Source organism: Parashewanella curva (assembly GCF_003675895.1).
Classification (GTDB): Bacteria; Pseudomonadota; Gammaproteobacteria; order Enterobacterales; family Shewanellaceae; genus Parashewanella; species Parashewanella curva.
Window position 1 is genome coordinate 160,968 of record NZ_ML014753.1, and the last position, 17,184, is coordinate 178,151.

Genomic DNA, 17,184 nt, shown 5'->3' on the forward strand with positions numbered 1-17,184 from the left:
TTCCCTTACTGGCTCTTTAAATAAACGCTTGGCTTGGTATGACACACCTTCCATGCAGGGAAAATGCCTGCCACTAAAGTAGTCATAATGGCGATAAAAGGTGCAATAAACCACATGCTATTACTCATACTGATCAGTGATGAATCCATACCGAATTTTTCACCCAGTAGATAAAGCATGCCTGATGCCAAAGCTAGACCGACGAGACCACCCAGTAATCCGATAATACCGACCTCAACCATATATTGACTAAAAATGTGCATTCGGCTTGCGCCTATAGCCCTTCTGACTCCTACCTCTGATGTTCTCTTTAAAAACTTCGTCAATATCAGCCCAAGGATGTTCACTAAACAAACCGATAGAAATAAGAAACTTAACCCAACTAAAATACGATTATCTTCTTTAATTACCTCAGCAATACTTAACCACTGTGCAACCGTGTTTAACCGACTTGAATCTGCCGAAGTCTTATTGTCAGTAAATCGTCCTAACGCTTTTTGCTCATCAATATAACCGGTCAAAATTTGTTTATATTGCTGGCGGCTTTCTTGGCTGTTTAGCTCAACCCAATATTGGATCCAAACTTTTTCTGATTTCACCGTATCTGAGAAGTTTTTCGTGTCTTCATGTTTCCAACCACTGATATTTCCCCACACTTGGAACTTCTCAATTGGCAGTAGAGAGAATGGTACAAAGACTTCTTCAGCATCACGAAAGGCACCGTTCATCGGGTCGAAAAATTTTGGTTGAGGGTTCCAGTTATCAACGATACCCACTACTTGATAGGGTTTACGGTTAAGGTATACGGTCTTACCGACATTATCCCCACCACCAAACATTTTTTGATTATATTTTTCACTGATCACTACATGATAAGCCGCATCTTTATCTACCTGTTCTCCCCAAGACGTTCCATAAAGAAAAGGGACTGAGAACATAGAAAAAAAGTCACTATCCGTAACTCGAACAGCTCTAAGCTCGGGCTCAAACTTGTCACTATCGACTTGAATAACCATACCTGAACGCATCTGCGCTAACTGCTTAAATTGAGGAGCTAAGTTTCTCAGATTCATCGCATCTTGATAGGTAATTTGCATATGAAACTCATCCCAAGTATCTGGGCCATGACTCCATAACTGCACCGCATGTAATTGTTCACTTCGTTCACCCGTTGGGTTGAGCGCCATCATTTGGTAAATATTCAACGTGGTAGTAGTGATCCCGATGCCAATGGCGATAGCTGTCACCATTAGCAGCGACAGTGCTGGCGTTTTGCGAATACTTCGCCACGCTAAATCTAAATAATGTAGAAACATTCTGTATTCCTTTAGAGTTTTATTTTTTTAAAGCATCTGAAACTTCCGTTCACACAGATGGAGCAATAGTGCGGTAAGACAACCGTCCGTTACAGGATGTAACGGTCGTCAGTACATGGACGTACGCTTCTGTTGTCGTGCGCACTATTGTTCCTTGTTCTCTGACTGTCCGTTCTTATTCAAGTCCAATAGATTACTCACTCAATGCTTCTTCTAATTGGACATCTTTATTTGATTCCTGCTGAGGCTGATACATGGTGAAATCACAAACCTGACCATCCACAATTTGAATGTTTCTTTGGGCTCGGCGAGCGAGTTCTGGATCATGAGTCACCATAATGATGGTGGTACCTTTACGGTTAATATCCTCTAAAAGCTCCATCACTTGACGCGCCATTAAGCTATCCAAATTCCCTGTTGGCTCATCGGCGAGCAGAAAACGAGGTTCACCCGCTAACGCCCTAGCTATAGCCACACGTTGTTGCTGACCACCAGAAAGCTGAGATGGCAAATGCTTATGACGAGAACCTAACCCTACCTGCTCAAGGGCGGCGTTCACTCGTTGCTGACGTTCTTTACGTCCCATACCTCGATAACGCAATGGCACTTCAACGTTTTCGGCTAAGTTCAAATCTGGGATCAAATTAAAGCCCTGAAAGATAAAGCCAATTTTTTCATTTCGAATTTGGGTTCTTTGGTTATCATTTAAGTTAGCCACATCAATACCATCTAACTCAAACTCGCCTTGACTAAAAGGCTCTAACAACCCTGCAATATTCAAAAAGGTCGTTTTGCCTGAGCCTGATGGCCCGGTCACCGCCACAAACTCACCTTCATTTACGGTTAGATTAAAGTCACGTAATGCATGGGTTTCCACCAGCTCAGTTTTAAAAACTTTGCTGACCTTGTTCATTTTCAACATACTGAATTTCCTTATTTCCAATTCTATTTTTTCAATTCTGCTAACTACTAAAAACTAATTCTGTAATTTCTATTGCGAATAAACCTATCATTGACCAATGGTTTATTTCTGAAAATACGTGATGAAATGCAACACTCAAAAGCAGTAACGCCATCGCTGCAATAAATTTCCGTTTCATTATCGAACCCTCACTTGTTGTGATTCTTTAAAGCTTGATAAGTCAGACACAACCCACACATCCCCCTCTTTCGCACCTGACAACACTTCAATGTGGCTCATACTTTGAGCACCAAGTTGAATAGGAATGCGTTTCGCTAATTCATCATGAAGTTGATAGGTGTAACGACCACCGCTTGAACTTAAAAAGGCTCCACGTTTGACCATTAGTACATTTTGTTTATTTTCAAGTAATACTCGGGCTGAAAGTCGTTGGTTTTGTCTTAACTTAAGAGATGAATTTTGATTAAAACGAACCCGAGTTGTGACTTCTCGATTTCGAACTTCTGGTGAAATGGCTGATAAACTTCCCATAATTTTGTTGCCACCAATATTTAGTTCAACGTCCATACCTAAGCCGATTTCATCAGCATAAGATTCAGGAACTGAAAGTTCGGCTTCAAACGCGCTTAAGTCAACAACGGTAAGCACTGGCTGACTGGCTGCGATACGAGCTTTTTGCTCTACCAGCCAATTGCCAATAATGCCATCTACAGGAGCCTTAATTTGTAATTCTTGTAATTGCCTTTCTAAGTCGGCAACAACCAAAGCTTGGCGCTCCACCTCTAACGATTTGTTTTTTACCTCAAACGCTAATCGCTCTTTGATTAATTCAAGTTCTTGGCCGGCGTGTTTGTATTGAAGCTTCGCTTTATTGAGGTCATCTTTACTTTTTTCAAAATCAATTTTTGAAATCAGATTATCTTTGATAAGTAACTGTGCTCGACGGTTTTCACGATCTGCCGCAGCCATTTCGACTTGCGCCATATCTAAACTGCGTTGAGCGGTAAGCTGTTCACTGCGTGCTGTAAGCTTGGTTCGTTCAAACTCAATTTTCATCGCAGAAAGAGTGGATTGCTGCTGCTTTGCTAGATTGGCTAAAGAGGGGCTAGTGATTACAGCAAGAACATCACCCGCTTTGACTTGATCTCCCGGCTTACAGACTAAGGTAACAATGCCGGCTTCAGTGCTATATAACACAGGTGCATTCGCCGCTACAATTTTACCTGTCGCAGCAATATCACGGGTCAGATCTCCACGGATGATAGTTGATAACCTTAACTCATCCTTAGCAACTGAGTGACTAACTGACTCGCTACCAACACTCCACCATGCACCAACGAAAATTATCACAATAATAGCAACGGGCCATAACGCCTTCTTCCACAAATTTGTAGATGTGGAAGAAAGAGTAATATCTTGTTTGCTGGTATCCTGAATCATTACGGCTATCCTTTATCGATTTATGCTCAAGGGATAGCAACCAACATGCCAATCAATATTTCACAATAAAAATCAACAAACTATAAAAACATTGCGCAATAAATTGTAACTTAGCTGTGTCCACGGACACGATTAATTGTCCGCTGAGTGTCCGGTAAAGGAACACTATTAGGGAAAGGTTTTTTTAAGTTTTTTGGCGACCATTTATCTAAAACGGCTATGGCATAAAGCATTTGACGGGAGAGTTCGAAGCTTGTTTTATCTTGAGAAAGAGTAGTACGTAGAGGCTCAGGTGGTGTCGTCGATAACTCAATGTCTTCTTTCTTTTGATTATGAGTTACATCTTCAGATTCATCGACTGACATCACAACGAGCACTTTCGCATGTAATTCTAATTCATGTCTAGCTAGCTCAACCAGCTTATCTTTAACTATGTCTAATTTTTCAAAAGGATTACGTTGATTCGGAATATTATTGTACTGAAGAACTGATGTATAAATACTCAATAATGTTTTTAGATTAAATTTTTCTGTTCCAGTTATACATTGGACGGCCTTTTGTCGATAAGTATTCACCCGAGCTTGGCTTGAGGATTCACTAATTTCCTCAAAAACCAATTCCAGTATCTTTTGCTTGCAAGCATCGTCATTCAATAATTCTATTTTCAAATTTTTCTTCAGTTTTAGAAAATAATTAAGTTTTTCTTGCACTGTTAATAAAGTGTCTGAAAATATATAAAATCTTACTTGAGGAATTGAGAATACGCTTAAATTGGATGAAAGAAATTGCTTTAGCAATTCATCATCTCCTTTTGAATGAAATACAGCAGCAACGATTCCTAATTTAGTTGAAAGGTAGTCAATATAAAGTTGTCTGTGCGCGGATACTTCTAGGCAAGCCGTTTTGATAAGCAAAATTTCAAGAACTTGAACATTTTCAGGCAAAGAGAGTATTCTAGCAAGAGGCTTAGATACTGTATTAGCCGTTACAATATAATCAAATAAAGGTTTTATAGTTTCATCACTTTCTTTAAATGTAAAGCTGCTGGGTAGAAGCGACCAAAGATATTCATATTGCTGCGCCTTGGGTTCAATTTCCTCTACAATTTCTTCTCCGTTTTGGACACTCTCAGAAGAGTTTGAACAAACAAGGTTAGTACATTCAGCATAAAACATCTGCCATTGCTCTGCTTTGAATCCTGATACTAAGGCTAGATGTATTTCTCGATTTGTTTCAGTTAATGGAAGCAGAATGGATAATTTGAATCGTTTCTCCGGAGGCATAACGAATAGATGACTTATACCATGTAGTACGAGTTCCTGAGCTTTAGAAATTACCTCTGCTTTATTAATGGGTTCAAACGTTTGTTCATCAGGTATTTTAAGTGTTTTCTCGGCCGATTTTTGGGGATTAGGTTTACTCACTATCTTTGGGGTGAGTAAATTTAGAATATCTTGCTGTAACTTTCCGACTTGTTCTTCAGTTAATTGCCTTGCACTTTGTTCAGCCGCATTTTGTAAAAAGGCTTGCTTCGTAGCTATTTTCATCTGTCTTTGTCGCTGCACCTGTTTAGAGGCTGGTTTAGTCTTGCTTTTCTTACCATTTTTTTTGGGTTTAGGTTTGGCTTTCACTGCAGTTTTATTAAGTTTGAGCTCAACCTCCAGTTCAGGTTCAGAACGATGCGCTCTCGAAAGTTCTTGCGGTGGTATCGGCACAGGGGATTCTAATCGAATGTCTTGTTCTTCAACTTCTGACGCACCATGATATATAGATGAAACATTGTCATCTTCGCCTTCTGACACAACGACTATTTGAGGCATTTCAGCCAGTTTCCTCTGTTCTAACACTTCCTCCAGCTGCCTTATTCTAAGGGAAAATTCAGTAGATTCAGCCCCACAAAACTCTTCCTTTAGAACTTTTAGCTTCTCAACGAAGTAGATGTACTGACTCAGATTTAAATTAAAAACAACATGGATGAGATCAAATTTAGGATTAAAGTGTTTTTCTGCAAACTGTTTGAGGCAAGCTGTTTTTTCACTTTCGCATCCTAACTGACATGACTCCATAAGCTTATAAAGCTGAAAAGATGTCATCGCAAAAGGGGATCTTTCTGCATATAAGACTGCTTCCTCCCATTTTTTTGGGTTTGCGGGGCAGCCAATTCCTCTAAATTCGAAAACGAGTCTTAATAACTCTTTTTCAGAGGCTCTTGGACAAACATCTCCACTGCAGAGATAACGATAAAACCTTATCTTATCTAATTCAGTCACATGAGTATCTATTAGCAGATGTTGAGCCACAGTACATAATAATGGTTGACCAAAATTCGTTGTGGAAAGAAATACTAAATCAAACTCAGGTATAGAGTTATGGCTCTTTACTGCATTAATGAAACTAGCTCCCCGAATGATTTCTAACAAAATTAATGCATGTTGTGAGTAAATATTTGCGTAGATTAACTCAGCTTCTTTTAGAAGCCCCAGTCTAATCAACTGCCCAGCCAGTACGTTAAGTAAAGTCATATTAGATAAATAAAGAGACTCACTATTAGAATGAAGTTGTTCTGAGCGCTTAAATTCTAAATGTATGGCTCTGTATTCAGCAATAATCTGTTCTGGTGATTCACTCAATATCACCTTTAAAACCCTTTTAGTGAAAGGTTCTATGACATTTAGCTCATCAATTAACATTGAAATCTGTGAAGTAGGAATACTATTCTCTGACCACAAATACAAAATAACTTTTGAGACTTGAGCTCGCTTTTGTTTCGCCGAAGTTGAATAAGGTTCATTCTCGAGCAGCTTAAGTATTTTTCTAACGGAAGAAAGCCCGATTACTTTCGCATTATGTGCAAGCTCAAACAAAGCAGTTTCAACCTGAGATGTTTTTTTCTTGTTTAAAGTGCATGCCTGAAATGACATTCCTGTAACGCGTATATACTGCATGTATGATACAAAAGTTTCAGCAATTTTATTAGCAACAAGTGATTCGGATATTGGCCGCCGAGCCGTTACAAAATGTGCAAATTGAGCATACTTTATTCTCGACTCACCACAACACTCTTCGTACGGAACTATGGCAAGTCTTTCTGAACAAGAAAACTCAACAAGCTCTTGCTCAAGCTTTATCAATGACGGCTCTTTTTCGTCAACGGTTGGGGACTTAGAATGTAAAAAGCTAATTTCAAAAAGTAACTTTAGATACATAATTTCGTTGAAGTCCTGAATATTCTGTATCTTATTTTTTGCTTCATAAAACGGCTTCACTAGCTTCATCACACAAGCGCGATATTTTTGATAATGTTCTCCTGTTGATTGCGCCATTACTTGCAAACACTCACTAACAACAAAGTAAACATCCAATTCATTTTTTTCTAAACCTGCATAGACTAATTCAACTAATTTTGATGGTTCACATTCTCCATTTCTGACTTTTGGCTCTAGTTTATGTTCATAATTTAAGGGAGAAAGGTCAGCAGGAAATCGAGGCTTATTTTGAGAAAGTATTCGAACTGAACATTCTCTTTTATTCCATGACCGAATCGAGTGCTCTCTTTTAAGCATCTCAAGTGAACGCTTAGCTTTAGCGGTATCGATAGTTTCAAGGCGTGAAACTATCTGATAATGCATTTTGTCGAAAAGCGAATTTGACAAAACAGCCATTGCTTCTATTGTGTCTCTTAGCGTTCTGATAAAAGCTTGCTGTTGATCCAATGAAAAAGATGCATAATTATATTGAAAAAAATCAATAGCTTGATTGAACCATATCGCTAGATAAAAAGGACTTTGAGATGCGACGGCACTCTTATTTAACTTCATTAACAAAAAGTAATTATAATAAGCCAATACAGGAAAAGAGTTGTGAGTCTGTATACACATCAGCTGAGTTTCTTGATTCGCTTCTTTCTTTTTAACAAAAGGAGTTGCATCATTGAAATCCACCTTCCACTTTTGATTGCTTTTTGCTAATAAAGAGAAAGCCCGACAAGACTCTTCGCTTAGTTCATTTTCGGATAAGAAGCCGATATACATCTTAAACACCTTCATGCCAAGCTCAGCATCAATGAACTCTAGCTTCTCAATATGCACAGTAGCATTTCCCCAAACCCCTTTAAGCACTGCAAGCAGCTGAAAACAAAATGAAAAATACTCATCACTAAGCTGAACTGGCGGAGCTTCGCACATATGATTAAGTATTCGAACCAGTATCATTGGATTTTTTATGCAATAGTCCGGTAATCCGAGCTCCCACTGAATTTGCTCTAAGCTTTGTGAGCTTTTGGGTTTATAAAATAAGACTCTCTCTAATGCAGCAAGGCTGGTCACGTGTTCTCGTCGATGTAAATTGGCTAAAAGTTCACTTGAGATTGAGGAAGAGGAATGTGATTTGGTTGACGCTTTAGTGATGGCCAATAAAATAAAGCTATCTAAAGGATAAAGTGCTATAGATTCATTTACATTTTCTTCGTCTCCAACACTTTTACCGATATAACCCAACACATATCTAAGCACTTGTATGAATGGGTGTGGGCAAAATTTAAGGCGCTCAATTAGCGATTGCATTTTGTCATGAAAAGTCGCTTCGGATTGAAAAATGAATAAATGAAAACCTTCTTTATCTGGGCTTTTAAACAATGAATATTGAAGATACGCGACCATCCAAGTCTGAGGGTTAAGTTGCTCTAATGACTTTAATTTCAAATCATCAAACTGCTCAGGAGTTATTGAAGAATTTCTAAAGAATTGCCTTAGATTAGGGGACATATTGACAAAATTGAACATAAAAACAGCCAGAAAAACTAACCCCAATGACTCAACATTCCACCGTTCAATGTCAGTGCCGCACTTATCAAATAGCGCAGCATAAAACCTATCGCACTCCTTAAATTCAAATTGTATCAGCGCTTCCATATACATTTTATTAATGCCAGAAAAACAATAACCCTCAACATATAACTTTAAGCTTGCAGGAGGGATTTTTAATTGTTTTAATTTTACTAAAGAATCTTCCCAATATTGATACACATAGATGTGCCCTTGCTCATGCCTCCCTCTAACTCTAAGTTCACAGAGCACGTTTTCAGCCATAGCGACTTCCGGTTTTCCAAATTGAGGAAAGATATAAATCATGACGGCCAAACAATTAATGAAATAATTCTTCGAGCTCAGTAAGAACTGGCTTGCGCTACTCCTTTCTTCACTTTCAGGATGCTTTAAAAGCTCCACTAATGTAGTGATTACTTTTTGAAACTCAGAGAAATTTGTTGTCGCTGTTTTAAAGTATTCAGCTAAGCATTGAGTATCTACCTCAGAGAGGGATCTGATAACATGCTCTGGACAATAATCTTTCGCACTTTGGGGTTCAATGAGACCTAAAGCTTGTTTTGCTAGATAACTTGAGTTCCCTTTGGAATGACACATGAGATTACAGTGTCGAAGTAGACGATAATTTTTATTTACTTTCGATTGCTTATTGTTAGAAGCGAATTCAAGAATCGAAGAAAAGAATAAAACTCGCTCTTCTTTATTTCTAAATTTTAACTCATGAATAAACATGCCCCAGTCGTTTGAACTCAGGAAAAAAATTAAAATATAGCGACGATGTAGACTTTTAATGTTATCTAAATTTTCTTGAGACTTATCACTATTCGGATGGATATCACCTTCTCTCTCAATTTGCGCTATATACTTTTTTAGTTGTATGACACTACGCAAAAAATCTTCTTCATTAGTATTGATAAACCGTTCTAATAAAACTAGACAGCCATCCGCTTTTCCCCAAGTATTTTGATCACTGCAGCAGCATATAGAATCGCCTTTAAGATATTGAGCGTCATCTTCAGTAAACCTTGAGTACTCCTCAATAACTTGCTTCTTCAGAGAAGCAACATCTTGTGGGGTTGCTTTTTGAGGGAGCTCTATTGCAGATGAGCTTTTAGTCGCGTCCGCCTCTGAATTGCCAGTAGGAAGCATTGCAGGCTCATGATACCAATAGCTTACTCCTGTATTTCCTCCTCCGTTTATCATTTTTCTTGCCTGAAAAAATAATAGAAAATAGCAATTTCACAATGAGAGCCCAAAAGTTAACCCCTTAATTTATCAAAACCTTTTTTATACTCTCTTAGGCAGACTTAACCCATGCTGTATCAAGCGATAAATTGATAGCTTTTGATTTTTTCGTTAGAAGAACCACTGCGCTGGTAGCTATGTATTTGTTAGCCGAGCCAGCCTTTTCCTCCTAAGTTCATCAGTTGTAAGTTGCTGCTGAGTCCCTCCTAATTTCATCCTTGCGGTATAATCACTCAACTGATTACCTTTATCTGAATAAGAAGCTCTTTGAGGTTTATTCCGCCTTTGGCCTATTATTTTGATACCATAGCCTTCTAAACGATCCCTATAATCAGTTTCATCAGCATCATCGAGCGTTTTACTTTCTTTATTCTCAAAACCGCTAAAATTTTGAAATTTTGTAACATTTTCGCTCGCAGGAGTTAGCGTAGCTTGGTCAAAATTTGAAACTGTTTCTGATGAGTTTGTAATTTTTGTAACTGGTTCAAGCTCAGCGCTTGCAGTTAGCTGTAGAGCGGTTTTTGCCGGTTTTATAGGTCGCGGCATAGGAAACGCGGCAATATCAGTACCGTGAATGTATCTCATAGAATTGAACTGTTCGCCTTCATCATCTTCGTCATCCGCCAAGTTTCCATCCTCAAAAGGAATTACTCCATACGCTGCCGCTGCTAGGGGTGGATTTGGATTTGCTAAAGATACTTTTGGCTTACCTTCCATTTTTGACTTAACGACACAGTCGCTTTCGCCAAAAACTCTCTGCTCGGAAGTGAGATCTTTTTTCCTTCTTTGGACTGTGGCCAGCAGTTCTGCTTGAAGGGAATGTTGAGCTGGCTCAGCTAGAGCCTTTGCTTTCCATTTTCCATCCTCGGATTGCATTTGGGGTGCTTTCTTTGATAGGTGGGTACTTGAATTCGCAGGAAAAACTTCAGGCTTAACCACAACTTTTGACTTAACTTCACATTCGTCACTGTCAGCCCCCTTTTGCTCAGAAGGAGTGTTTTTCTCCCTAGATGGAGCAACTCCCAGCACATCGGGATGTGGGTGAGACTGTTCGGATTCACCTAAAGGCTTAGCGCTAAGTTGTTTCCGAGCATCGGATGGTTTCTCAGTAACATTAGTTGAGTATAAAGAAGGAACATTATTATTGTTTAACTCAAGAACCACTGCCACAGCGACTTCTTCACCATCTGCATCCAAGTCATTTTCAGACATCCAGTCATCGCTTGGTATATGATTTTCATAGTTAGCTTCAGCTTGTTCAATACTCATTTTGATAACTGATTGAAGATAGTGTAGAAATAACTTTATTCATCACCAGCTAAAAATCTAGCCCTTAAATTACCCACCTCGACAATCTAAAATAAAAAACCTTTAAAATTAATACGTTGAAATTATTAAATTACTGTTAATCCTTGTTAACCAACGAATTAAAGAGTGAAGATAATTTTTTAGCTTTGATTTGGAGCCAAATTCCCGTCAAACACAAACGCCTTAATTCACTAGAAAACACATTTTTGTGTTTTAGTACATAAATATTCAGTCTTCAACTTGGCAAGCTCTGCTGTTTTCGATAAGTTGTTAACCAAATTATAACAATCGCTCTGCTTGATTTGAGTGTCTATCAATAAAACACAGGAAAAAGTGTTATGGAAATGCTTACTAGCTGGATTTCGGCAGTAAACAGCGTTGTATGGGGTGTACCAATGCTGGTTGCTATTTTGGGGGTTGGGTTGTTCCTAACTGTTGGCCTAAAACTAATGCCCATTCTTAAACTTGGCACAGGTTTTAAGTTACTGTGGAGTGGTCGAACACCCAAACAAGGCGATGAAAAAGAAGGCGAAATCAGCCCTTTTAATGCGCTAATGACATCTCTTTCAGCCACTGTGGGAACGGGTAATATCGCTGGTGTTGCTACTGCCATTGTTCTTGGTGGCCCCGGCGCACTATTTTGGATGTGGTGTACCGCCCTTGTGGGTATGGCGACAAAATTTGCAGAAGCTGTTCTTGCTGTGAAATATCGTGAAACAGATGAAAATGGCAACCACATCGGTGGCCCAATGTTTTACATCAAAAATGGCTTAGGCAAAAAATGGGCATGGTTAGGTGGCGCTTTTGCTATCTTCGGTTCAATTGCTGGCTTTGGTATTGGTAATACGGTTCAGTCTAACTCTGTTGCTCATGCTTTAGAATCTAGCTTTGGTATCGACCCTTTAATCACTGGTATCGCTATGATGGTACTGGTTGGTTTGGTACTAATGGGCGGCATTAAACGTATTTCTGATGTTGCAGGTAAGCTTGTACCTTTGATGGCACTCTTCTACATAGGTGCGGGTTTGTTTGTGCTTGCCACTAACGTCTCTGAGATTCCTGCTGCTATCGCTTTGATTTTTGATTCAGCCTTTAATGGCACTGCTGCAACAGGTGGATTTGCTGGTGCTGCGGTTTGGGCTGCAATCCGTTTTGGTGTTGCTCGAGGCGTGTTCTCTAACGAAGCAGGTTTAGGTAGCGCACCGATAGCACATGCTGCGGCACAAACTAAAAACCCTGTATCTCAAGGCTTAGTGGCCATGTTGGGTACTTTCATTGATACCTTGATTGTGTGCTCGATTACAGGTTTAGCGATTGTGGTTTCTGGTGAGTGGACATCGGGTGCAGATGGTGCGGCATTAACTTCTCAAGCTTTTGCAACAGCAATCCCTGCTGGTGAGCATATTGTTTCTATCGCATTAGCTATTTTTGCATTTACTACCGTATTGGGTTGGAGTTTGTATTCTGAGAAATGTCTTCAATATTTGTTTGGTGTAAAAGCCGTATTGCCATTTAGAATTTTATGGATTATTGCGATTCCAATTGGCGCTGTGAGTTCATTAAAGTTCATCTGGCTGCTAGCAGATACTTTAAACGCGATGATGGCTTTACCTAACTTAATTGCTTTATTACTGCTTAGCCCAGTAGTCTTTAAGTTAACTAAAGAATATTTTGCTGATAAAAAATAAGAGGTATAGAGGCCGTTCCCAATTAAAGACTTTTTGATTTGTTACTGCCTAAAATTTGCAAAATCAAGGCACGAAGTTTGAAGGTTAGTGGATTAAACGAAGTAACAACAGCAGTGTATGTCGGTCAACGAAAGCTGAGTAACACAGAGTTTGCAAATTTTAGGCGTAACCCGAAGGGCTGCGTTTCTTTTTTGTTTAAACTGCGTTGTCAAATATTCGTGTAGAAACGAAGTAACGACAGTTGTGAATGTCGGTAATAACTACACTTCACATTTTCTGCCTTGTTTAACCTAAAAAATTAACAGCAGCCAATGCAATAACGACAGCTTTGTATGTCGGTCAATCAAAAATCTAATTGGGAACTGCCTCTAGGGCAGCTTAACTGCCCTACTTCACTCCCAACCTTTTTTTTACAAGTGCAACACACCACTCTACGCTCGAATCAACTAGCTGTAAGTCTGTGCTTGCTTGAGATATGGTCTCATCTATCATTTCTTGCACTCTCTGATTCCATTCATAATCACAAGTACTTGTTCTTTCTTCTCTTCTTATAAGACTCTGATTCAGCATTTTAATTTCACGACTTGCTTTAGAAAGAATATTATTCACTTGAATTAAAGTATTTGCGGGAGTATCACCACTATTTGCTAATTGGAAAGCGGAACGTTCACCCGGATTATCTAATGAACTTCGTTTAAATAAGGGAATAGGGCAATCTAATGGGGCTACTTCATCTTCATCTTCATCTTGATCTTCGTCTTCTTCATTAGTTTGAAAAATATCTTCCAGCCCTTCTATATAAAACTTAAATTTGAAGCAACCATTTCTACTGTCTGTTATCTCGACTTTAAAGTGCTTTTCAAATTGATAGCCGCAGCACTCCCTAAGATCATTAAATGCTAACATTCCACTGTGGAGCTGTTCTAAAGACACTTCATTTTTATCGGTATAACGCAATAGCAAATTCAATTGATCATAGACTTGGCGACGGTCGCCATAAAACCAGTCACAGATCTTTTGCCATACACTTCTGAGCTTTCTAGCTTCTTTACCACTCTGGGCGTTACGTATTCCATCAAGCTGATCTGGGCTAATGTCGTAAGACTTTAGAAATCGATTGCTGCATATCGCAGCAGATTCTGGTGATATTGCTGGCATGGTGATATCCCTTACTAGCTAACTCATCCTAAAAGATACATCTATCTGCCTAATTAAGGTAAGACTCTTAAACAAGTTTAATGTAGCATTTACATTTAATTTTTGTTTTTTTTACTCATAATACCTATAAAAAACACACTCCCTAAGGCCGTGGTGATGATGCCTACAGGCAATTCTTGTGATGGTAGGGCAATACGAGCAAGTACATCCACCCACACCATAAAAATACCACCAAATAAGCCTGAAAGAAGTAATGAATTTGATTGGAATAACATACGAACCAAATGAGGAATCATCAAGCCAACAAAACCTATGCCCCCACAATTCGCAACCAAAACAGCAGTAATAAGAGAGCAAACCAACAATACACCTAAACGTAACTTTTGTACTGGTACCCCGAGGGTTTGTGCGGTTTCATCTCCCAGTTGCAAAGCATTGATCCAAGGCTGAACCAACCTAAGTACTAAAATTGATGCACTGACAACTAGAGTTGGCCATAACATCATGTCCCAACTGGCTTGAGTAAAGCTTCCAAGTCCCCAAAATAGCACCGAAGCTGCTGCTTGAGGTTGAGCAAAGTAAAGAAGCAAGCTACTGAATGCTGAAAACATAAATGAAATCGCAACCCCAGACAGTAACATTCGCTCTACTTGCAGTTGTTGGTGAACCCCAGCCAAAATCAAGACTAAAAATACCGAAGCGGCAGCACCAACAAAGGCAAAGGCTGTGATGCCGAGTGAGGCTGCAATGCTGGCCGACACCCCAACAGAGGATGCAAGTATGGTAAAGATTACTGCACCAAATGAAGCCCCTGAGCTGATCCCAAATAGGTAAGGGTCAGCTAACGAGTTCCGAGTAACCGTCTGTAACGTATGTCCTGTTATTGCAAGCCCTACACCTGCTAATAGAGCTAATAAAACTCTGGGCAGCCTAAGGTCCATCACAATCCGATTAAGTAAATCAGAGGAACTTGGAGCACTAACTGCGTGCCACACATCTATTAATGAAGTCGTTACAGAGCCAAAACTTAGTGAAAAAAAGACACTGATGAGTAATAACATCAACCCTGTGATATGTATAACAGTGGCATTTTTCATGCTTTAACCTTGCGCTCAAAATGAGTCGGCAACTCATAACAATATTGAATATGTGGTTTTGCAACCTTAGGGTGAGGCTGCACTTGACAGTTCACACCAAACACTGAAGATATATTGCTTTGAGTAAGTACATGTTCAGGTTCATCGTACGCTACCACTTTTCCTGCATTTAGTAACAACAATTGGTCGCAAAACGCACTAGCCAAATTTAAGTCATGAATAGAGATCACAACAGAAATCGACAAATTTTTTATTATTTGAAGAAGCTGAATTTGATACCGAACGTCTAAATGATTTGTGGGTTCATCCAAAATCAGTAAGTCAGGTTGCTGCACCAATGCTCTAGCAATTAATGCTCTTTGTTTTTCACCTCCTGATAACGTATGAAAATCTTGGTGACTTTTATCAGCCAAGCCCACTTTAGAAATGGCTTCAAGAACAGGAACCCGGCTTGGTCGCTGAAGTGAAAGTAATGGCCGATGCGGAGTCAAACCTAACTCTACTAACTGTTCGACTGTCAGATGAATATTACTTGGGGTATCCTGTTGCACTACCGCTACTTTGGTTGCTACCTCTAATGCAGAATACTCAGTTATCGGCTTATCAAACAATTTAATAGAGCCTGACCAGCCTTTGATATAACCATAGAGACAGCGAAGAACACTGGATTTCCCCGAACCATTTGGCCCAATGACACCCAGCACTTTCCCAGTTTGCAGCTCAAAGTTAATACCTTCTAGAGCAAATGAATTATTTGGACTCCAAGAAAGCTTAGAGACTTTGACGGATGTTTCTGGCACGCAAGCAATCCTAAGTTACAGATTAATAATGTTTAATTTTTTCAAAATTGACCGCTAGTGTAGCATCATTTTGCATTCATACCTCAACTTGTCTTAGCACGATATGGAGTGAACCTATGGCTCAACCGATAACTGCATCTAATCAGGCACCAAGCTATTATTCTACTACTCTGGAAAAAACAGAAGCCATTGCTGGTTCCATGATAAGCGGTCTTATGTTCGGTGGTTTGAAAGGTGCTGCGATTAACGGCGGATTGGCTTTAGGAAAAGTTTTTTTTGACGAAACCGTATATCAATCTGCCCCAAAACTAGCAAACTCTGAGGTTTATCGCTTTGTCTCTGGGACTACTGATATACTAGTAACAAGTGTAGGACCAATGAAAAGCAAAGGTATACCTCAAGCCTTAGGTGCCGCAGCAACAGAAATAGCAGCTAAATTAACTAACCTGAATGCTAGCGAGAAGGAGCCGACTGAATCAGGAAAGTCACAAACTGGCCTTTGGGACGTAACTTTATCATTAGTGACAAGAGTGGGAGCAGGGCTGCTTTGGCAGCAACAAACAAAAGTTTTAGCTTCAAAGGAACCCTTAACACCCAGCCAAGATGGCTCCAAACTTACTCATACCATGGCAACAACATTTCTCGTTAAAATAGCAGGTGAAGCCGCTCAAGTAGGTGATCCTTTTCGCAACTCGACCAATATTATTGTTTAAACCTTGCATTTTCTGTCGTAGGAACCTGCTCTCCTTTGGTTATGGCATGGTTCAACTTTCATGGAATCAACTCAGCAATCGCTAGAGGCCGATCCCAAATAAATAATCCCCGCAGCAAGCTGTCTTCGCTTCGCTCAGACTTTCGCAAGCGAAAGCGGGGTATTAACATTACCTCTTTTGGCTACAAACCGCAGCGAGCTGCGGGGAATTGAACCCTAAGAGATTAAAGACTTTTTGATTTGTTACAGACTAAAATTGGCAAAATCAAGGCACGAAGATTGAAGTTTAGTGAACTAAATGAATGATGAGTGACGAAGAGTTTGCCAATTTTAGGCGTAACCCGTAGGGCTGCGTTTCTTTTTTGTTTAAACGGCGTTGTCAAATGCTCATGTAGAAACGAAGTAACGACAGTAGTGTATGTCGGTAATAACTACACTTCACATTTTCCGTCTTGTTTAACCTAAAAAATTAACAGCAGCCAATGCAATAACGACAGCTTTGTATGTCGGTCAATCAAAAATCTAATTGGGAACGGCCTCTAGGGTACCCACGGTTATTTCTTTTTCCTTGTTTATAGCCAGCTTTTATGGGAAAGATCATTTCAATCTAAGTTTTAATGCTAATAGCTGGTAGCCTGACGACAACAAAACATATGTAGTCTTGATTTCGGTCAA

At 39.5% G+C, this 17,184-nt stretch carries 11 protein-coding genes; 2 read left to right on the forward strand and 9 right to left on the reverse strand.

The window, feature by feature from the left end:
• Window positions 1-5: 5 nt before the first annotated feature.
• From D5018_RS00805 to D5018_RS00825, 6 genes are all read right to left on the reverse strand, one after another.
• The gene (locus D5018_RS00805) at window positions 6-1,316 is read right to left on the reverse strand and encodes an ABC transporter permease (RefSeq protein ID WP_121837088.1); all 1,311 of its coding nucleotides are present in this window, start codon (window positions 1,314-1,316) and stop codon (window positions 6-8) included.
• A 193-nt stretch (window positions 1,317-1,509) separates the two neighbouring features.
• Window positions 1,510-2,238, reverse strand: a complete 729-nt coding sequence (locus D5018_RS00810) for an ABC transporter ATP-binding protein (protein WP_121837089.1) — start codon at window positions 2,236-2,238, stop codon at window positions 1,510-1,512.
• 40 nt (window positions 2,239-2,278) lie between these two features.
• A complete protein-coding gene (locus D5018_RS21595) occupies window positions 2,279-2,416 on the reverse strand; it encodes a hypothetical protein (RefSeq protein WP_165904971.1) in 138 nt (45 codons plus the stop codon).
• Window positions 2,416-3,678: an efflux RND transporter periplasmic adaptor subunit gene (locus tag D5018_RS00815; RefSeq protein ID WP_121837090.1), complete on the reverse strand. Its 1,263-nt coding sequence runs from the start codon at window positions 3,676-3,678 to the stop codon at window positions 2,416-2,418. The genes D5018_RS21595 and D5018_RS00815 overlap by 1 nt, the downstream gene beginning before the upstream one ends.
• 110 nt (window positions 3,679-3,788) lie before the next feature.
• The gene (locus D5018_RS00820; RefSeq protein ID WP_121837091.1) at window positions 3,789-9,704 is read right to left on the reverse strand and encodes a hypothetical protein; all 5,916 of its coding nucleotides are present in this window, start codon (window positions 9,702-9,704) and stop codon (window positions 3,789-3,791) included.
• 177 nt (window positions 9,705-9,881) lie between these two features.
• On the reverse strand, window positions 9,882-11,015 hold the full coding sequence (locus D5018_RS00825; protein ID WP_121837092.1) for a hypothetical protein: 1,134 nt from the start codon (window positions 11,013-11,015) through the stop codon (window positions 9,882-9,884).
• 377 nt (window positions 11,016-11,392) lie between these two features.
• Here D5018_RS00825 and D5018_RS00830 point away from each other — a divergent pair, with 377 nt between their 5' ends.
• On the forward strand, window positions 11,393-12,742 hold the full coding sequence (locus D5018_RS00830) for an alanine/glycine:cation symporter family protein (RefSeq protein ID WP_121837093.1): 1,350 nt from the start codon (window positions 11,393-11,395) through the stop codon (window positions 12,740-12,742).
• Between the two features lie 387 nt (window positions 12,743-13,129).
• On the opposite strand, the gene D5018_RS00835 is transcribed toward D5018_RS00830, so the two are convergent.
• The 3 genes from D5018_RS00835 to D5018_RS00845 all read right to left on the reverse strand — a co-directional run bounded on the left by D5018_RS00835 (window position 13,130) and on the right by D5018_RS00845 (window position 15,797).
• Window positions 13,130-13,900, reverse strand: coding sequence for a hypothetical protein (locus D5018_RS00835; RefSeq protein ID WP_121837094.1), 771 nt, complete (start codon window positions 13,898-13,900; stop codon window positions 13,130-13,132).
• A gap of 95 nt (window positions 13,901-13,995) precedes the next feature.
• Window positions 13,996-14,997 carry a FecCD family ABC transporter permease gene (locus D5018_RS00840; RefSeq protein WP_121837095.1) on the reverse strand — a complete coding sequence of 334 codons (1,002 nt, stop codon included), beginning with the start codon at window positions 14,995-14,997 and terminating at the stop codon, window positions 13,996-13,998.
• Entirely contained in the window at window positions 14,994-15,797 is an 804-nt protein-coding gene (locus D5018_RS00845) for an ABC transporter ATP-binding protein (RefSeq protein ID WP_243637351.1), read from the reverse strand. Before D5018_RS00845 ends, D5018_RS00840 begins: the two co-directional genes overlap by 4 nt.
• Before the next feature lie 116 nt (window positions 15,798-15,913).
• On the opposite strand from D5018_RS00845, the gene D5018_RS00850 reads away from it, so the two are divergent.
• Window positions 15,914-16,510, forward strand: coding sequence for a hypothetical protein (locus D5018_RS00850; RefSeq protein ID WP_121837097.1), 597 nt, complete (start codon window positions 15,914-15,916; stop codon window positions 16,508-16,510).
• Window positions 16,511-17,184: the final 674 nt, after the last annotated feature.

Bases quoted from the DNA above. Each gene is read 5' to 3' on its own strand.
- D5018_RS00805 (WP_121837088.1), bottom strand. From the start codon at position 1,316: ATGTTTCTACATTATTTAGATTTAGCGTGGCGAAGTATTCGCAAAACG.
- D5018_RS00810 (WP_121837089.1), bottom strand. From the start codon at position 2,238: ATGTTGAAAATGAACAAGGTCAGCAAAGTTTTTAAAACTGAGCTGGTG.
- D5018_RS21595 (WP_165904971.1), bottom strand. From the start codon at position 2,416: ATGAAACGGAAATTTATTGCAGCGATGGCGTTACTGCTTTTGAGTGTT.
- D5018_RS00815 (WP_121837090.1), bottom strand. From the start codon at position 3,678: ATGATTCAGGATACCAGCAAACAAGATATTACTCTTTCTTCCACATCT.
- D5018_RS00820 (WP_121837091.1), bottom strand. From the start codon at position 9,704: ATGATAAACGGAGGAGGAAATACAGGAGTAAGCTATTGGTATCATGAG.
- D5018_RS00825 (WP_121837092.1), bottom strand. From the start codon at position 11,015: ATGAGTATTGAACAAGCTGAAGCTAACTATGAAAATCATATACCAAGC.
- D5018_RS00830 (WP_121837093.1), top strand. From the start codon at position 11,393: ATGGAAATGCTTACTAGCTGGATTTCGGCAGTAAACAGCGTTGTATGG.
- D5018_RS00835 (WP_121837094.1), bottom strand. From the start codon at position 13,900: ATGCCAGCAATATCACCAGAATCTGCTGCGATATGCAGCAATCGATTT.
- D5018_RS00840 (WP_121837095.1), bottom strand. From the start codon at position 14,997: ATGAAAAATGCCACTGTTATACATATCACAGGGTTGATGTTATTACTC.
- D5018_RS00850 (WP_121837097.1), top strand. From the start codon at position 15,914: ATGGCTCAACCGATAACTGCATCTAATCAGGCACCAAGCTATTATTCT.